Annotated in this window: 17 protein-coding genes and 1 tRNA gene; 15 read left to right on the top strand and 3 right to left on the bottom strand. The window is 66.9% G+C overall.

What is annotated here, in order from left to right:
- Positions 1 to 79: 79 nt before the first annotated feature.
- The 6 genes from glmM to folP all read left to right on the top strand — a co-directional run bounded on the left by glmM (position 80) and on the right by folP (position 6,080).
- The gene (gene glmM, locus NDN01_RS19395) at positions 80 to 1,420 is read left to right on the top strand and encodes a phosphoglucosamine mutase (RefSeq protein WP_272623414.1); all 1,341 of its coding nucleotides are present in this window, start codon (positions 80 to 82) and stop codon (positions 1,418 to 1,420) included.
- A 50-nt stretch (positions 1,421 to 1,470) separates the two neighbouring features.
- Positions 1,471 to 1,701 carry a DUF1272 domain-containing protein gene (locus tag NDN01_RS19390; protein ID WP_272623412.1) on the top strand — a complete coding sequence of 77 codons (231 nt, stop codon included), beginning with the start codon at positions 1,471 to 1,473 and terminating at the stop codon, positions 1,699 to 1,701.
- Positions 1,702 to 1,831: 130 nt separating this feature from the next.
- A complete protein-coding gene (gene thiD, locus NDN01_RS19385) occupies positions 1,832 to 2,962 on the top strand; it encodes a bifunctional hydroxymethylpyrimidine kinase/phosphomethylpyrimidine kinase (protein WP_272623410.1) in 1,131 nt (376 codons plus the stop codon).
- A complete protein-coding gene (locus NDN01_RS19380; protein WP_272623408.1) occupies positions 2,947 to 3,561 on the top strand; it encodes a ribonuclease HII in 615 nt (204 codons plus the stop codon). The genes thiD and NDN01_RS19380 overlap by 16 nt, the downstream gene beginning before the upstream one ends.
- A 201-nt stretch (positions 3,562 to 3,762) precedes the next feature.
- Positions 3,763 to 4,899 (top strand): site-specific DNA-methyltransferase, encoded by a 1,137-nt coding sequence (locus NDN01_RS19375; protein WP_272623406.1) that lies wholly within the window; start codon positions 3,763 to 3,765, stop codon positions 4,897 to 4,899.
- 113 nt (positions 4,900 to 5,012) lie between these two features.
- Positions 5,013 to 6,080 (top strand): dihydropteroate synthase, encoded by a 1,068-nt coding sequence (folP, locus tag NDN01_RS19370; protein ID WP_272623405.1) that lies wholly within the window; start codon positions 5,013 to 5,015, stop codon positions 6,078 to 6,080.
- A 36-nt stretch (positions 6,081 to 6,116) separates the two neighbouring features.
- Here folP and NDN01_RS19365 read toward each other — a convergent pair whose 3' ends face one another.
- Positions 6,117 to 7,538 (bottom strand): sigma-54-dependent transcriptional regulator, encoded by a 1,422-nt coding sequence (locus NDN01_RS19365; RefSeq protein ID WP_272623404.1) that lies wholly within the window; start codon positions 7,536 to 7,538, stop codon positions 6,117 to 6,119.
- A 143-nt stretch (positions 7,539 to 7,681) separates the two neighbouring features.
- Between NDN01_RS19365 and NDN01_RS19360 the strand changes: the two genes are divergently transcribed.
- The 8 genes from NDN01_RS19360 (at position 7,682) to NDN01_RS19325 (ending at position 12,736) form a co-directional block, all read left to right on the top strand.
- Positions 7,682 to 7,810 carry an aa3-type cytochrome c oxidase subunit IV gene (locus NDN01_RS19360; protein WP_272623402.1) on the top strand — a complete coding sequence of 43 codons (129 nt, stop codon included), beginning with the start codon at positions 7,682 to 7,684 and terminating at the stop codon, positions 7,808 to 7,810.
- A 6-nt stretch (positions 7,811 to 7,816) separates the two neighbouring features.
- A complete protein-coding gene (locus NDN01_RS19355) occupies positions 7,817 to 8,938 on the top strand; it encodes an NAD(P) transhydrogenase subunit alpha (RefSeq protein ID WP_272623400.1) in 1,122 nt (373 codons plus the stop codon).
- 37 nt (positions 8,939 to 8,975) lie between these two features.
- On the top strand, positions 8,976 to 9,335 hold the full coding sequence (locus NDN01_RS19350) for a PH domain-containing protein (RefSeq protein WP_272623398.1): 360 nt from the start codon (positions 8,976 to 8,978) through the stop codon (positions 9,333 to 9,335).
- A gap of 9 nt (positions 9,336 to 9,344) precedes the next feature.
- Positions 9,345 to 9,644, top strand: coding sequence for a proton-translocating transhydrogenase family protein (locus NDN01_RS19345; RefSeq protein ID WP_272623397.1), 300 nt, complete (start codon positions 9,345 to 9,347; stop codon positions 9,642 to 9,644).
- 29 nt (positions 9,645 to 9,673) lie between these two features.
- The gene (locus tag NDN01_RS19340; RefSeq protein ID WP_272623396.1) at positions 9,674 to 11,086 is read left to right on the top strand and encodes an NAD(P)(+) transhydrogenase (Re/Si-specific) subunit beta; all 1,413 of its coding nucleotides are present in this window, start codon (positions 9,674 to 9,676) and stop codon (positions 11,084 to 11,086) included.
- Between the two features lie 196 nt (positions 11,087 to 11,282).
- Positions 11,283 to 12,218, top strand: coding sequence for a hypothetical protein (locus NDN01_RS19335; RefSeq protein WP_272623395.1), 936 nt, complete (start codon positions 11,283 to 11,285; stop codon positions 12,216 to 12,218).
- Positions 12,219 to 12,312: 94 nt separating this feature from the next.
- Positions 12,313 to 12,388: transfer RNA gene (locus tag NDN01_RS19330), tRNA-Val, on the top strand.
- A 75-nt stretch (positions 12,389 to 12,463) separates the two neighbouring features.
- On the top strand, positions 12,464 to 12,736 hold the full coding sequence (locus NDN01_RS19325; protein WP_272623394.1) for a hypothetical protein: 273 nt from the start codon (positions 12,464 to 12,466) through the stop codon (positions 12,734 to 12,736).
- Positions 12,737 to 12,746: 10 nt separating this feature from the next.
- Here the strand turns inward: NDN01_RS19325 and NDN01_RS19320 are convergent, their stop codons facing one another.
- Positions 12,747 to 13,310: a helix-turn-helix domain-containing protein gene (locus tag NDN01_RS19320; protein WP_272623393.1), complete on the bottom strand. Its 564-nt coding sequence runs from the start codon at positions 13,308 to 13,310 to the stop codon at positions 12,747 to 12,749.
- A gap of 163 nt (positions 13,311 to 13,473) precedes the next feature.
- On the opposite strand from NDN01_RS19320, the gene NDN01_RS19315 reads away from it, so the two are divergent.
- A complete protein-coding gene (locus NDN01_RS19315; protein WP_272623392.1) occupies positions 13,474 to 14,553 on the top strand; it encodes a DUF2855 family protein in 1,080 nt (359 codons plus the stop codon).
- Here the strand turns inward: NDN01_RS19315 and NDN01_RS19310 are convergent.
- Complete coding sequence (locus NDN01_RS19310; RefSeq protein ID WP_272623391.1) at positions 14,535 to 17,450, bottom strand: DUF2339 domain-containing protein; 2,916 nt, start codon at positions 17,448 to 17,450, stop codon at positions 14,535 to 14,537. The genes NDN01_RS19315 and NDN01_RS19310 overlap by 19 nt on opposite strands.
- Between the last annotated feature and the right edge of the window lie 106 nt (positions 17,451 to 17,556).

Here is a 17,556-nt window from a genome sequence, read left to right as displayed (position 1 = left end):
ATAGCGCTTCCCGGAAAAGTGGGAACCGGTTTTCGATACCGGGAGGCGCGGGGCACACAGGCGGATCGGACACGCGGGCATGGCAAGAAAATATTTCGGCACCGACGGTATTCGCGGGGCGACCAATGTCTCCCCGATGACGGCGGCGATGGCGATGAAGGTCGGCATGGCGGCCGGCGCGCATTTCGTGCGCGGCGACCACAAGCACCGCGTGGTGATCGGCAAGGACACGCGCCTCTCGGGTTACATGATCGAGAATGCGATGGTCGCCGGCTTCACCAGCGTTGGCATGGACGTGGTGCTGGTCGGCCCGATGCCGACGCCGGCGGTCGCGATGCTGACTCAGTCGATGCGCGCCGATCTGGGCGTGATGATCTCGGCCAGCCACAATCCCTATGCCGATAACGGCATCAAGCTGTTCGGGCCCGACGGCTACAAGCTGTCCGATGCCGACGAACTGGCGATCGAGGCGCTGATCGACGGCGAGGTGCCGCTGGCACCGTCGCCCGATATCGGCCGGGCCCGCCGCGTCGAGGATGCGCGCGGGCGCTACATCCACTTCGCCAAATCGACCTTTCCTGAACATCTGCGGCTCGACGGCCTCAAGATCGTGGTCGATTGCGCCAATGGCGCCGCGTACCAAGTCGCGCCCTCGGCGCTGTGGGAGCTCGGCGCCGAGGTGATCGCGATCGGCACCACGCCCAACGGCAAGAACATCAACGACGGCGTCGGCTCGACCGCGCCGCAGGTCCTGTGCGAGACGGTGGTGGCCTCGGGCGCGGCGATCGGCATCGCGCTGGACGGCGACGCGGACCGGCTGATCGTGGTCGACGAGCAGGGGCGTGTCGTCGACGGCGACCAGCTGATGGCGACGATCGCGAGCGGCTGGGCGCGGCGGGGCCGGCTGGCCAATGGCGGGCTGGTCGCGACGGTGATGTCGAACCTCGGGTTGGAGCGGCATCTCGCGACTCAGGGGATCAAGCTCATTCGCACCCAGGTCGGCGACCGCTATGTGCTCGAGGCGATGCGGGCGCAGGGGTACAATGTCGGGGGCGAGCAATCGGGCCACATCATCCTGTCGGACTATGCGACGACCGGCGACGGCCTGGTCGCGGCGCTGCAGATCCTGGCCGAACTGGTCGAGAGCGGCATCCCGGCGAGCGAGCTGCTGCACCGGTTCGAGCCGCTGCCGCAGCTGTTGAAGAATGTCCGCTTCAAGGGTGGCAAGCCGCTCGAAGCCGAGGCGGTGAAGGCAGTGATCGCCGAGGTCGAGGCCGAACTTGAGGGCAAGGGCCGGCTGGTGATCCGGCCCTCCGGGACTGAGCCGGTGATCCGGGTGATGGCCGAGGGCGACGATCCGGCGCAAGTCGAGCGCGTGGTTGACCGGATCTGCGACGCGGTGCGCGTGGCGGCTGCGTAAGGTGAATCGTACCAACCCTTCGTTCGAAATGACCGGAGAGAGGAGTTCCGATGCTTGAGATGCGCCCCGATTGCGAACGCTGCGGCGCCGAGCTGCCCGCCGACGAGGCAGGCGCGTTCATCTGCTCGTTCGAATGCACCTTCTGCGCGCCGTGCGCCGAGGCGATGGACGATCGCTGCCCCAATTGCGGCGGCGAACTGATGGACCGGCCGGCACGGGTGGACGAGGCGCTGGAGCGCTATCCGGCGTCGACGGAGCGGAAATTCAAGGGGCGGGCGTGATGTTGCCCCACGCCATAACGTCATGCCGGACGTGTTCCGGCATCCACCGTTCCATCTGCTTTTCGGCCTGCTGGCCTGCGGGACCGACCCCGGAACGAGTCCGGGGTGACGGTGAAGCAGGCGCCGCGGCGTGACCCCCCGCATCCTCATCATTGCCGGCTCCGATTCGGGCGGCGGTGCCGGCATCCAGGCTGATATCAAGGCCGTCACCATGCTCGGCGGGCATGCGATGACGGCGATCACCGCGATCACCGCGCAGAACACGCTTGGCGTGCAGGGCGTTCACCCGGTCCCGACCGACATGGTGTTGGCGCAGATCGATGCCGTCGTCTCCGATATCGGCGTGGACGCGGTGAAGATTGGGATGATCGGATCGGCCGAGACAGCGAACGCGGTGGCTGACCGATTGGAGGCGATGCCGGGCGCGTCGATCGTGTTCGATCCGGTGATGGTGGCGACCAGCGGTGCCGTCCTCTCCGACGCGGCGACGATTGCGGCGTTCGCCCGGCTGATGCGGATCGCCACCGTGACCACGCCGAACCTGCCCGAGCTCGAGGTGCTGGGCGGGGAGGCCGCGGTTCGCCGGGCCACGGGCGCGCTGCTGGTGAAAGGGGGGCATGGCGACGGCGACGAGGTGGTCGACCGCCTGCTGCTCGCCGATGGCGGCGAAATCCGCTGGGCCGATCCGCGAATCGAGACGCGTCATAGCCATGGCACCGGTTGCACCCTGGCGAGCGCCATCGCGACCGGCCTGGGGCGGGGTATGACGCTGGCGGATTCAGTCGCGCGGGCACGGGTGTTCGTCAGGCTTGCCCTGCGTGAGGCGCCCGGCTTCGGCGGCGGCCATGGTCCGATGGGACATCAGGCGGTGCGGCTCGACGGCGATCTCGGCGGGGCGATGCTCAACCAGATCACCGTGCCGCTTGCGGACTACGAGGCGAGCGCTGCCTTTTATCGCCTGCTCGGCCTGCGCCAGATCGTTGAGTCAGCGCCGCGCTACGCCCGGTTCGAGAGTGCTGGCGGCGGCACCCTGTCGATCGAGACGGCTGACGAGATCGCGGGCAGGCCGGTGATGTTCTTCGAATGCGTGGATCTGGACGCGATGGTCGTGCGGGTGCGCGAAGCCGGTATCGTCATTTCCGATCCCGTGGCGGAGAGCTGGGGCTGGCGCGAGGCGCGGCTCGCCGATCCCGCCGGCAATGCACTCTGCCTCTACCAGGCTGGCGAGAATCGCCGCTTTCCGGCATGGCGGCTGCCGTGACGCGGCCCTCGCTCAAGCATGAAAAGCTCTGCCTCGCGCCGGTCGCCGGCGTGGACGAAGCAGGACGTGGGCCGCTGGCCGGGCCGGTCGTGGCGGCGGCGGTAATCCTGCCTGCCAAGGGCATTCCGCGCGGGATCGATGATTCGAAGAAGCTTAGCGCCACCGAGCGCGGCCGGCTGCATGACCGGTTGCGCGCCTGTGCCATGGTCGGGGTCGGAATCGTCGAGGCTGACGAGATCGACCGGCTCAACATCTACTGGGCGACGATGAAGGCGATGACCTTGGCGGTCGAGGCGCTCGGCCAGTCGCCCGGTCATGTGCTGGTGGACGGCAATCGCCTGCCGCGCTGGACACACCAGGCGACCGCGATCGTCTCGGGCGATGCGATCTCGCTGTCGATCGCCGCTGCGTCGATCATCGCCAAGCACACCCGCGACACCATCATGATCGCTCATGCCGAATCGCATCCGCAGTACGGATGGCACTCGAACAAGGGCTATGGCTGCCGCACGCATCTTGATGCGCTGCGTGCTCATGGCCCTACACCGCTTCACCGGCGCAGCTTCGCCCCGGTCGCCCAGGCCTGGCTCGATTTTTAGCCCGTATCTGGATTTGTGAGTCTTTTAGGCCACACACCATGGATTGAGCCCCTGTGGATAACTCGACTCAATATCTGGGCAACTTCCTAAAATGTTCCGGTTTGTTAACGATTTGGCAGGCATTCTCGTTAACTAAACTCTGCTTGACCCGAGTCCGTACATCCGCAGGGATGCGCCGCTCTTCAACGGGGGTAGCTAGTGATGGGTGTGATCGAGAAGGTTAAGGCGCGTGCGGCTGAGCCGGCGACGGAACAGCGGGCGCATGCCGGGCTGCCGCTCGACAGCATCATCATGCAGGATTGCATCTCCGCGATGCGCGCCCTGCCGGCGAAGTCGGTCGACCTGATCTTCGCCGACCCGCCCTATAACCTCCAGCTCGGCGGCGATCTCAGCCGGCCGGACGGCAGTCATGTCGACGCCGTCACCGACGACTGGGACAAGTTCGATTCGCTGAATGCCTATGACATGTTCACCCGTGCCTGGCTGGCCGAGGCGAAGCGCATCCTGAAGGACAATGGCGCGATCTGGGTGATCGGCAGCTATCACAACATCTTCAAGGTCGGCAGCGCGATCCAGGATCTGGGCTACTGGATCCTCAACGATATCGTGTGGCGCAAGGCCAATCCGATGCCGAACTTCAAGGGGACGCGCTTCACCAACGCGCACGAAACGCTGATCTGGGCGTCGATGGGCGAGAAGGCACGCTACACCTTCAACTATCGCAGCATGAAGACGCTGAACGACGAGCTTCAGATGCGCAGCGACTGGGAATTCCCGATTTGCGGCGGGCAGGAGCGGCTCAAGCGCGACGGTGTGAAGGTCCACCCGACCCAGAAGCCCGAGGCGCTGATCTACCGAATCCTGCTCGCCTGCACCAAGCCGGGGGACGTGGTGCTCGACCCGTTCTTCGGCACCGGCACGACGGGCGCGGTGGCGAAGCGGCTCGGCCGGCGCTGGATCGGCATCGAGCGCGAGGCGGGTTATTGCGCCGCCGCGCTCGAGCGGATCGAGGCGGCGCTGCCGCTCGATGAATCAGCGCTGGTGACGATGCAGTCGCCCAAGGCCGCCCCGCGCGTCGCGTTCGGGACGATCGTCGAGAACGGCATGCTGACGGCCGGGGCGGTGCTCACCGATGCGAAACGCCGCTTCCGCGTGACGGTTCGCGCCGATGGTTCAGTCATGAGCGGCGACGCGACCGGATCGATTCACAAGCTCGGCGCGACGTTGCAGAACGCGCCGGCCTGCAATGGCTGGACTTTCTGGCACTATGAGACGCCCGAGGGGCTGAAGCCGATCGACGCGCTGCGGCAGGAATATCTGCTGGCGACGCAACCCTGATCCTCTCCGTCACCCCGGACTTGTTCCGGGGCCACCGTGCCGCAAGAATCGATCGCGCATTATTTGCGGAACGGCGGATGCCGGAACAGGTCCGGCATGAGGAAGGAAGAGACATGACCAACGCGCTCCACCTCCGCCCCGTCCAGTTCGTCGATACGCCGGTCGGTCGCGACGGCGAGGTGGCGCGGCTGGCGGGCGGGATGACGTGGTTCTCGGCCTATGAGGTGATCGAGGTCGGCAAGCGCCGCACGGTGCCGATCGCCGAGTTCGAGGCGACCCTCGCCGGGCAGAGTGAACGCGCAGCGCAACTCCACGCGCGGATTACCGCGCCGCGCCCCGCCCTGACGCTGGGCGAGCGTGTCCTCCGCTTCGACCAGCCTTCGGTCGCTGGCATCCTGAACGTGACGCCGGACAGTTTCTCGGACGGCGGCAGGAATGTCGATGAGACAGCCGCCGAAGCCGGGTTCGATTTCGCCATCAAAGGTGCCGCGCTGATCGATGTCGGGGGCGAATCGACCCGGCCCGGGGCACCGCTCGTCTGGGAAGGCGACGAGGCTAAGCGCGTGGTGCCCGTGATCGAGCGGCTGGCGAAGAGCGGCACGCTGATCTCGGTGGATACCCGCAAGGCGGCGGTGATGGAGGCGGCGCTTGCCGCCGGTGCCGCGATCGTCAACGATGTGGCGGCCTTGTTGTGGGACGACCGTGCGCTCGATGTCGTCGTCCGCGCCGGGTGTCCAGTGATCCTGATGCACTCGCCCGACCCGAAAAAGGGGCCACATGGCGGCGAAGGCTATCGCGACGTGCTGACCGAGGTGTTCGACTGGCTGGAGGCGCGCGTTGCGGTAGTGGCCGCGGCCGGCGTCGATCGGGCGGGGATCATCGTCGATCCCGGTATCGGCTTCGGCAAGTCGCTGCAGGACAATCTGGCGCTGCTTAACGGACTGGCGCTGTTCCACGGCCTGGGTTGCCCGATCATGCTCGGCGCGAGCCGCAAGCGGATGATCGGCGCGCTGTCGAATGAGGCCCCGGCCGACCAGCGGCTCGGCGGGTCGATCGCGCTGGCGCTCAGGGGAGTCGAGGCAGGCATCCAGTTGCTCCGCGTTCATGACGTTGCGGAAACGGTGCAGGCGCTGCGGGTGTGGCGCGGGCTGAAGGACGCGGCGCTGGTGGCGCAACGCTGACACGACCGGATAGCGGACTGGAGGAGGCGCGGCTGCTCAGGCCGCGTTGTCGATCCCAAGCTCGCCGAGCTTGCGGTACAGCGTCGACCGGCCGATCCCCAGCCGCCGTGCCACTTCGGTCATGCGGCCGCGATAATGGCCGATGGCGAGGCGGATCACATCTGCCTCGATCTCCTCGAGCGCGCGCAGATTGCCGTCGGCGTGGAACAGGGTGACGCCGCCGCTGGTCGCCATGGGCGACGGACCGGGCGTGGTGTGGCGCTGTGAGCCGAGCGCCGCGATCTGCGGGAAATCGAGCCTGGTCAGCGCGTCGCCGTCGCAGAGAACGGCGGCGCGGAACAGGGCATTCTGGAGCTGCCGGACATTGCCCGGCCAGTCATATTTGCCCAGCAGTGCCAGCGCGTCATCGGTGATGCCCAGTTCCCGCAGGCCCGGCTGCTCCGCGATTCGCGCAAGCAGATGGCGCGCGAGCGCCGGGATGTCGCCGGTGCGTTCGCGCAGGGGCGGGATCGTTACCTGGACGACGTTGAGGCGGTAATAGAGATCCTCGCGAAAGCGGTCGGCCTCGACTTCCTCGATCAGGCGCTTGTTGGTCGCCGCGATAACCCGCACATCGACCTCGCGGGTGTGGCGCGCGCCGATCGGCTGAATCTCACCCGATTGAAGCACGCGGAGCAGCTTGACCTGCGCCTCCAGCGGCATCTCGCCAATCTCATCGAGGAACAGGGTGCCGCCGTCAGCTTCCTGGAACCGGCCGATCTTGCGTTCGAACGCGCCGGTGAAGGCGCCTTTTTCATGCCCGAACAATTCGGATTCGACGAGGTTGGCGGGGATCGCCCCGCAATTGACGGCAACCATCGGCTTCTTGCCGCGCGGGGAGGCGGCGTGGATCGCTTCGGCTACCACTTCCTTGCCGACGCCGCTTTCGCCCTCGATCAGCACCGGAACACGCGCGCGGGCGGCCTTGGCGGCGATGGCGAGCGCGGCGCGGAAATCGGGGGCCGAGCCGACGATCTCGTCGAAGGCGAGCAGGGCGGGGATCTTCTCGGTCAGCGGGCGCAACTCGCCGGCTGCCTTGCCGGCGACGGCGGCGTCGAGCGCGCAGAGCAGGCGTTCGGGCGCGAGCGGCTTGACCAGGAAGTCGCTGGCGCCCGCGCGCATGGCCGCGACGGCATGTGCCACGGAACCGTTCGCGGTCAGCATCAGCAGGGGCAGTGCCGGGCGGCGCTGGCGGATCTCGGTGATCAGCGCGGTCGCGTCCGCGTCCGGCGCCCAGTGATCGAGCAGGATCGCGTCGAGCTGCATGCCGTCCTGCGTGCCGAGCATGGCGATCGCCATCTCGCCGTCATTGGCGAACACCGCGCGCCATCCACGCCGCGCGGCGAGCGCCGCGACAAGGCGGCGCTGCGCCGGTTCGTCATCGATCAGCATCAACAGCCGCTGTCCGTTGCGCGTCATTCCGCTTGTCCAATCGTCCCGGTCCAAGCGGTAACCATAGGCCTTAGGTGTAAAAGCGGCCTTAAACGCCCCAAGGCGGGACTTGAGGGACAGCGCACTGCCCGCTAAGCAGCCTGCACAGAGTTACAGGCAGGGGACGACCGATGGCCGGAAACGGCGATATCAAGTTTCACGAAGAGACGTATCACAAGGTGATCGGTCTCCTGAAATGGGGCGCCATTGCCTGCTTCCTGATCGCCGCGCTGGTGATCTGGCTGATCTCCGGCAAGTAGCGCCGGGTGAAGATCGCGGTCCTCAAGGAGCAGGCCGCAGGGGAAAGCCGCGTTGCCGCGACCCCCGAAACGGTCAAGAAATTCATCGCGCTGGGCGCCGAAATGGCGGTCGAGGCAGGGGCGGGCGAGTCCGCGTCCTGCGCCGACGCGGACTATGCTGCGGCTGGCGCGGCGGTCGGCACGCGGGACGAGACGCTGAAGGGCGCCGACATCGTGTTCGGCGTGCAGGGTCCCGATCCGGCAAGCCTCGGCGGCGCGGCGCCCGGTGCCTGGATCGTCGCGAGCCTCAACCCGTTCGGGGAGCGTGCGCGGGTCGATGCCTATGCGGCAGGCGGCTATGAGGCGCTGGCGATGGAATTCATGCCGCGCATCACGCGCGCCCAGTCGATGGATATCCTGTCCTCGCAGTCGAACCTTGCCGGGTACAAGGCGGTGCTCGACGCGGCGGGGGAATATGGCCGCGTCTTCCCCATGATGATGACGGCAGCCGGCACCGTGTCGGCAGCGCGGGTGTTCGTGATGGGCGTCGGCGTTGCCGGCCTGCAGGCGATCGCCACCGCTCGGCGGCTGGGCGCGCAGGTCTCGGCGACCGATGTGCGCTCGGCGACGAAGGAGCAGATCCAGTCGCTCGGCGCGAAGCCGATCTTCGTCGAGAATGTCGCCGGCATCGAGGGCGAGGGATCGGGCGGCTATGCCGGCGAGATGAGCCCCGAATACCAGGCAGCGCAGGCTGAGCTGGTCTCGGGCCATATCGCCAAGCAGGACATCGTCATCACCACGGCGTTGATCCCGGGGCGCCCGGCGCCCCGGCTGATCTCGGCGGCGCAGGTTGCGTCGATGAAGCCGGGCAGCGTGATCGTCGACCTCGCGGTCGAGCAAGGCGGCAATGTCGAGGGCGCGGTCGCTGGGGAGATCGTCACCGTTTCGGGTGTGAAGATCGTCGGACACCGCAACGTGCCGGGCCGGCTGGCGGCCGATGCCTCGGCGCTGTTCTCCCGCAACCTGTTCAACTTCCTCAGCGCCTTCTGGGACAAGGAAGCGGGCAAGCCGATGCTCGACGCGGAGATCGGCGACGCGATCCGGCTGACGCAGGGTGGCGCCGTCGTGAACCAGCGGCTGCTCGCATGACAGCGAAGCGCTTGGCGCCTGCGTTGCGTGGAAGCTGATGGGTATCCTGAACGCCACGGCCGCCGACCCGCGCGAATTGATCGAGAAGCATCGCGAGGCGCTGACCGAGGGTGAAACCGTCTCCTATGTCTACAAGACCATTCGCGACTATATCGCCTTCACCAACTGGCGAGTGCTGTACATCAACGTACAGGGCATCACCGGGAGCAAGCGCGAGTTCCTGACGGTGCCGTATCGTTCGATCACCGCTTTCGCGATAGAGACGGCAGGGACATTCGACCTTGATGCGGAGATCAAGATCTACTTGTCCGGCCACGAACCGATCGAATTCAGGGTAGGGCGCAACGACGACATGCGTGGGCTGCAGACTTTCCTCGCGCAGAAACTCGATCGCTAGGGGCTAACAATGGACTTCATCTCAATCCTGTCAATCTTCGTCATGGCCTGTTTCGTGGGCTATTATGTCGTCTGGTCGGTCACGCCCGCACTGCATACGCCGCTAATGGCGGTGACCAACGCGATTTCGTCGGTCATCATCGTCGGCGCACTGATCGCGAGTTCGGCGGCGGCGGGCGGATCGGCCTCGTCGAAATGGCTGGGGCTGCTCGCGGTGGTGCTGGCCAGCGTGAACATCTTCGGCGGGTTCGCCGTCACCGAGCGGATGCTCGCCATGTACAAGAAGAAGGAAAAGCCCGTCGCCAAGTGAGCGGCACGAGGTTTTTGGGGGTTTATCACATGCATGAAGCAGCACCGGTCAATCCCTGGGTAGCGCTGGCCTACCTGATTTCGGGCGTCTGCTTCATCCTGGCGTTGCGCGGCCTGTCGTCTCCGGCGAGCTCGCGGCAGGGCAATCGCTATGGCATGATCGGCATGGCGCTTGCCGTGGGCACGACGCTGTTCACTCATGAGATCGCCTCGCTGCCGGAAATCCTGGTCGCGATCGCGATCGGTGCCGCGATCGGCGTGGTCACCGCGCGGAAGATCGCGATGACCGACATGCCGCAGCTTGTCGCCGCCTTCCATTCGCTGGTCGGCATGGCGGCGGTGCTGGTCGGGGTGGCGGCGTTCCTCAATCCAGAGGCGTTCGGCATTGCCGGCACCGATGGCGAGATATTGACGGTCAGCCGGATCGAGATGGGGCTCGGCGTGGCGATCGGCGCGATCACTTTCTCCGGCTCGGTGATCGCCTTCCTGAAGCTCAACGGCAATATGGGCGGCAAGCCGATCATGCTGCCGGGGCGCCATGTCATCAATCTCAGCGTGCTGGCCGGCATCCTCGGGCTGATCGCCTGGTTCACCCAGGACCAGAGCCCGTGGATCTTTTGGACCGTGACGCTGCTCAGCTTCGCGATCGGCTTCCTGCTGATCATCCCGATCGGCGGCGCGGACATGCCGGTCGTGGTGTCGATGCTCAACAGCTATTCGGGCTGGGCGGCGGCGGCGATGGGCTTCACGCTGCACAACACCGCGATGATCATCACCGGCGCGCTGGTCGGATCGTCGGGTGCGATTCTGTCCTACATCATGTGCCGGGCGATGAACCGAAGCTTCATCAGCGTGATCGCGGGCGGGTTCGGCGGCGACAGCTCGGGCGGCGGCGCGGCGACGGCGACCGACCGGCCGTGGAAGCGCGGCTCGGCCGAAGACGCCGCCTTCCTGATGAGCCAGGCGGAACAGGTCATCATCGTCCCCGGCTACGGCATGGCGGTTGCCCAGGCGCAGCATGTGCTGCGCGAGATGGCCGACAAGCTGAAGGAGCACGGTGTCCGGGTGAAATATGCGATCCATCCGGTCGCGGGGCGCATGCCCGGCCACATGAACGTGCTGCTCGCCGAGGCCAACGTACCTTATGACGAGGTGTTCGAGCTCGAGGACATCAACAGCGAGTTCGCCCAGACCGACGTCGCGTTCATCATCGGCGCCAACGACGTGGTCAATCCGGCAGCCAAGACCGACAAGTCCTCGCCGATCTACGGCATGCCGGTGTTCGACGTGAACAAGGCCAAGACCGTGCTGTTCATCAAGCGCAGCATGGGCGGAGTCGGCTATGCCGGCGTCGATAACGATGTCTTCTACCAAGACAACACCATGATGCTGCTGGCTGACGCGAAGAAGATGGTCGAGGAGATCGTCAAGTCGCTCGATTGATCCGGAACCGAGGGTTCATTCAGATGATGCATCCATTTTGGCCGGTATTTTTGCATCGTGAGCGCCTGCCTCTGGACGATATTCTCGCTTTCCCGTCCATTATGGATGTACCTATGGCTAACCCATTCCGCCTGAAAGAGTATTTTTGCGGGACTCCGGGCCGAGGGGGCAACCGGATCGCGTGATGGTGGGGACAATGATCCATTCGGCGAAGGAGGCAACCTACGCCATGACCGTGCCGGCGCTGATCGTCGCCGACGAGGGCGCAGAGGCTTTGGCCGCGCTCGAGGCGATTGCGCTGGCTGGCGGCCGGGCGCTCGGCCGTGTCGACTGGCATGATGCAGCGGAGCATCTCGGCCAGCAGAACGTGCTTGGCCTCGTGATGATCGAAGCCGAGGACATTCCCGACGAGACGCTTGCCGCCGTGCTGCCTCATGTCGAGACACTGGTGCGGGCCATCGACGCCCGTGTCGTCGTCGCGCTGGCTCCGCACCAGATCGATCTGGTCTCGGCGTATCTGTTCGGCGGCCATGTCGACCTGCTCTGCGCACCGTCGCTCGCCGATCGCGTCGCCGCGCTCGCCGTCGCGCTGATGCCGCCCACCGGGCGGCTCCAGGATTCGCGGCGCGATTCCGATTCGGCGCGCTTGCGCCGGATGCAGAAGGAGATTGCCCGGATCGCCGAGATCATCGCCCGGTTGAGTGGAGAAGAAGATGGCGAGCCGCTCCTGCCCGGCCTCAAGGGCCGTGCGGGCGATTATGACGCGGTGCCGGACGGCGAATCGACGCCGGTTATCGCGCGTGATGTACGCGAAGTGATTCGCGCCCGCCGGCTGCGCGACCAGTTCTTCGAGCGCGGGCTGTTCGAGGACCCCGCCTGGGACATGCTGCTCGATCTGTTCGCAGCCGAGCTCGAACAGACTCAGGTCTCGGTCTCAAGCCTGTGCATCGCCGCCGCGGTCGCGCCGACCACGGCGCTGCGCTGGATCGCGAAGATGACCGAGGCCGGGGTGTTCGTCCGCCACGCCGATCCCTTCGACAAGCGCCGCGCCTTCATGGCGCTGTCGCCAAAGGCGCATGACGGGATGCGCGACTATTTCATGGCGGTGAAGCGCGGCGGACCTGTCGCTTGAGGCTTGCCCATCGCCGCGGGCGATGGCAACGGGGACCGCTCCAGGACGCGATTTCCGAATCACCGGTTCTCCCGGCGCGAAATCCTTTTGGGAGGGGCGATTAGCTCAGTTGGTAGAGCGTCTCGTTTACACCGAGAATGTCGGCGGTTCGAGCCCGTCATCGCCCACCATCCCCTCCCCGAGCGCGAGGGCGCGCGATCTGCCCGCGCGGCGCGGCCGGTGCATATGAACAGGAGGCAATCACCATGGCCACACCGGACGAGCGGCTGAACAAGCTGCTGGAAAATTTCATGGGTCACGTCATCTCGCTGGACGGTGTCCGCTTGGCGCACCGGCACGTGATCGCCGAACTTCTTGCCCGGCTTCCGGACAGCGATTTCGTCGACGAGTTGATCGCCGGCGCCAATGCGAACGAAGCCGAGCCCGGCGAGATGCGGCGAATCGCCGCTTATCGGACTGAGCTGGAGGCGCTTGCCGAGGAAGCCAGGGCAACGCGCGAGCAGCGCGGCGAGGATTAGGTTTTTGAGCTCATAGTGATCTGAGCAGCCGTACCGCCCGGGCGATCCAGGGCGGGTCGGCGACGACCTGCTGCCGCGCTCCCGCGCCTAGCGGCAGGATCTGCAGCCTGCCTTCCTCCCGCCCGATCAGCCGCCCGAACAGGAAGCGGCCCGCCGGGCGCGGCACCAGTACGTCGCGGTTGAGCGCCTGAGCATAGCCGCCGGGGGCCAGCGTCTCGCACCATAATTCGTCGCCGGCGCGATAGTCGCCGATCCCGGTGGTGATGGTGACAGCAACCAGGCCTGGCGCCGGCAGCGGCGGGACGACAGTCGCCGGGCGTTTCGGCGCGTGTGCGCCGCTGGTGTCAAGCACGGCCGCGACCGGGATGTCGGCGCGCTCGGGCAGCTTGACCAGGTCGGCGGCGGTGACGCCAAGGGCATCGGCGATGCGGTTGAGCCAGCCGACCGAAACGGTGCGGGTGCCGGTTTCCAGCCGACCGATCGTCTGCGCGGTGGTCGGCGGCACGCAACGGTGGGCGACATCGTCCAGGGTCAGTCCCTTGGCGCGGCGGACTTCGCGGATCGCGGTGATCATTGCCGACTCCTAACCAGATCGGTTTCCGTTTATCCCCCAAACGCGCCACCGGGACAAGGCTCGTCCTTTTTCAGCCGGAATGACCTGCAACGGGGCTGGCGCCCGGCCGCTTCGCCGATCATGATGCGCGCCGCGCCGGTGGGGCGGCGCGAGGGAGACCGGCATGCCCGTGAAGCGCGAGATGATGGTCCGGCGCGGCGATCTGACTCAGACTGCGATCAACGAAACGCTGGTGAGTGAGCCCAGGGACGGCGAGATCCTGCTCGAGATCGAGGCGTTCGCGGTGACCGCCAACAACGTCACCTATGCAGTGGTGGGGGACCAGCTCGCTTATTGGAATTTCTTCCCCGCGCCGGAGAGCTGGGGAATCGTGCCCGTGTGGGGGCATGCGCGGGTCGTCTCGTCACGGCACCCCGAGATCGCGGTCGGCGAGCGACTCTATGGCTATCTGCCGATGGCCTCGCACCTGATCGTCCAGCCGGGCAAGGTCGCGTCGGACGGCTTTCGCGACATGGCGGCGCATCGCCAGCCGATGAGCCCGATCTACAACCAGTATCGCCGCCTTGCCGCCGATCCGGCGCACGATCCGGTGCGGGAGGATGCGCGGATGCTGTTCGCGCCGCTGTTTACCACCAGCTTCCTGATCGGCGATCAGTTGCGCCGGGCTGGCTGGCATGGTGCGACCACGCTGATCGTAACCAGTGCGTCGAGCAAGACAGCGATGGCTGCGGCGTATGTCGCGCGGGCGGACAGCCCGGCGGTGCGGCGGATCGGGCTGACGAGCCCCGGCAATATCGCCTTCGTGCAGGAGACCGGCCTGTATGACGAGGTCATCGGCTATGATTCGCTTGACGGGCTGGCGGTCGAAGGCGGCGCGGTGCTGGTCGATTTCGCCGGCAACGCGGCGTTGCTTCACGCCGTGTACGATCAGTTGCCCGGGCAGCTCTCCTATGTGCTGCGTGTCGGGGTGACTCACCATGACGAAGGCGGCGAGACGGGGGAACTGCCCGGCCCCGCGCCGGTCTGGTTCTTCGCGCCCGATGCTGCAACCGCGCTGATCGGCGAAATCGGCCCGGAGGCGTTCAATGCCGCTCTGGCCGAACGCTGGGCAGGCTTCGTCGCCGAGGCGGAAACCTGGGTAAGCGTCGAGAAAGGCACAGGCGCGGAGGCGCTGCAACGGGTGTGGCGCGAGCAGGTGGCCGGCCGCGCCCCGCCGCAAAAGGGCTATGTGCTCAGGCTCTGAACCCCGACGAACCGGCGATACGCCCAGCCGATCGCGATCAGCGCGACGCCGAGGCCAAGCAGGGACAGGATGCGCAATATCCCCTCAAGGACTGCGGCATCGATCAGGAACACCTTGAGCGTCACCGCGACCAGCAGCCCAAGCCCGACGACGCGGAAATCGTCGAGGTTGCGGCGGATGCCATGGGCCAGCCAGACCAGCGCGAGGCCGAGAAAGGCGGCGGAATACAGCCAGTTTTCGGTCCGCCCGATCGGCCCGGTGAGGATGCCGCCATGCGTTGCCTGGCGAACGGTCGCCGCGACCGCCACGGCGACGGCGGCCAGCATGGCACCTCGCCACCACCGATCGCCGCGCCGTGGCCAGAGCCATGCGGCGACTAATGCGGCGTCGAGCGTCGCCAGGTTCAACAGCGGGATCGTGCCGACTGCCTGGGGCACGAATGCGGGATTGAGGATGGCAAGGTCGAACCAGACGAACCGGGCCAGTGCGACGATCAGCAGGGCGCGGGCGATGTCCTGCCGGTATCGTGCGGCGATCCACGCGGCGGCAAAGAAGATCTGGGTGATGGCGACGCGTTCGAGCATGCCCAGCATTTCAAAGCGCGGCGTGTCGGCGATGGCCAGCGGCGCCTTGGCCAGCGCGTAGACGGTGATGGTTCCGATTGCGGCGAGCACCGCGATGGTGCGTATCCGCCATGGGTCGGGCAATGCCGGCCCGTACCACAAGGCGACGCCGATCAATGTGCCGGGCAGCGTCAGCTCGCGCAGCACCGTCAGGAGCGGCGGTAAGGCGAGATAGGGCAGCGGGTCGCCAGCGAGCGACAAGCCCAGCAACCATAGCAGCTTGCCGAGCAACGGGATGGCGAATGCAAAAGTGACGGTCCCGGCGGCAATCGCCCAGGGACGTGGGGCCGGACGGCACAGGATCAGCGCTGCGGTCGCCGTTGCGAGTCCGGGCGTATGCCACGGTGCCGGCAACAACGCCGGAACGAAGCCGAGCGACCAGGCGAGCGCGATCCAGCCGAATGCCGTGCGTGCCCTTCCGGGCAGCAGCAGCCAGGCGCATGCGGCAAGCAGGCAGGCGGGCAGCAGGCCGATCGTGGCGAGATCGAGAATCGTCGGTGTCGGTTCGGGAAGGAAGATGCTCCGCGCATAGCCGGTAGTCCGCGTATCAAGGGCCATCGCGGCCATCGTCGTCGCTACCGGGGCGAAGGCAAGATAGCCGATCAGGGAATCGCGGGTGCGTCGCGCCCATGCCGCAAGCGCGACGGCGATGATGAGCCAGGCGCACCAGCACCATGGCGGTGCGATGAGTTCGGCCATGGCGAGGCCAAGCAACAGCGCCGCCAGCGCTGCGCCGCCCGTAAGCGCGGCTGACCATCGTGGTGTATCCTCCGCTTCGTCCCGCGCGCGCCAGCTCAGCGACCCTCCGGCCAGCGCCGCCAGCATCAGCAGGGCCGCCCAGGACGGCGACGTCAGCAGGTCGTGTGCCAGGCCAAGCACCAGCAGGACCGGCCCGGCCGTGGCGCCAAGTGCGATTCCTGCCCAGAGCACGCTTCGCCGCGCGAAAAGATGACCGGCAATGCCGAACAGCAGAGCGGTGGCCAGGGCCGCCAGCGGTGCGCTGGTCGGATTGTCCGCCGCGAGCGCGATGCCGAGCAGGGCCAGGACGAGAACGAGCGCCGCGGCACCGCCCGGTGCTAGCGCGTCGTCGCGCGATCCGAGCCACAGGGCGGCTGCACTCAGCAGCAGATACAGCCCCCAGGCAAGGGGCCCGAAATCGAGCGCCGGCGCGAGGATCAGCAACTGGACCAGCCCGGCGACCAGCGGCAGCACAAGAAGCCAGGGGCGTGCCGCGCCGGTGCGGGGCAGCGCCAGCGTTGCGCCGATCGCGAGCAGTACGACAAAGCCGCCCACGCCGGCCAGCGCATGCCCGGAAACCGCTGCGACCAGGATATTTATCCAGGCGAAGCCGCCACCGCATGCGGCGATCGCCAGCCATACCCAGCCGCGCCGGATCGCCAGCCCAAACAGCGCCGCGACGAGTAGCCCGAGATAGATGAGCAACGGCCCGATATTGCCTGGATCGAAGCTGGAGACGAGTGGCGCCGCAAAGCCGCCGATCAGGGCCATGATCGCGGTGGGCGGACCATGTCGCAACGCGAGGCCTAGGCCGGCTGCGGTAACCGCGACCATGATCGCAAAGGCCGGGGCCGCGCAGAGCAGGTGATAGAGCTGCGCCGCGATATAGAGGGTGCCGTACAGGCTCGCGATTCCCGCCCCCGACAGCACCTGCCCGATCCGTTCGTCGTCGCGGGTGGCGGGGAGGCGACGTGCAACTTCGCTCGCGGCGACCAGGATCAGCCCGAACAGTCCGGCGATGATCGTGCGGGCGGCGGGGCCGAGCAGGCCGTTCTCGATCGAATAGCGCACCAGGAAGAAGGCGGAGAGCACAAGCGCGGCGCCGCCGATCCAGATCGGCAGCTTGCCGCCGACGATATTCTCGAAGCTGAGGCGGATCGGCTCGCGGCGGGGAATCGTGTCGTCATGGGCGGTTGGCACCTCCTCGACCGGATCCGGCACGGCTGGTTCCGGCGCGGCAGGCGCTGACTCAGCAGGCACGGGTTCCAGTTCGGAAGGGTGGGCGATGGTTGGCGGCGCGGTGGCGGCCTGCGCCAGCACGATCGTTGCTGGGCGCCACGGCTCCGCAGGCGCGGTGCTTTGAGGTGCGGGGTTCTCGTCGTCGCGCGGACGGCGATCGGTCGTCAGGCCGGGATCGAACCGGATCAACCGGTCCTGCAGGTCGGAAACGCGGCGTTCGAGCCGCCGGACTCGGGCGATGACGCGCTCAAGCACGATCCCAAGCGCGACCGCGGCGATGAACAAGATGACCGTCACGCGCGCCTCCCCGGTTCCGCAGCGACGGGAGTCTGCCACAGCGCGACCACGCTGTCTCGCGTCACGCACCTGAGAATTGGTTGCGACATGCAACTGATATGTTAGG

It is taken from the genome of Sphingomonas sp. QA11, from assembly GCF_028473665.1.
GTDB classification, from domain to species: domain Bacteria; phylum Pseudomonadota; class Alphaproteobacteria; order Sphingomonadales; family Sphingomonadaceae; genus Sphingomonas; species Sphingomonas phytovorans.
The sequence above is the reverse complement of the archived record's forward strand: the minus strand, read 5'-3'. Positions and strand labels throughout refer to the sequence as shown.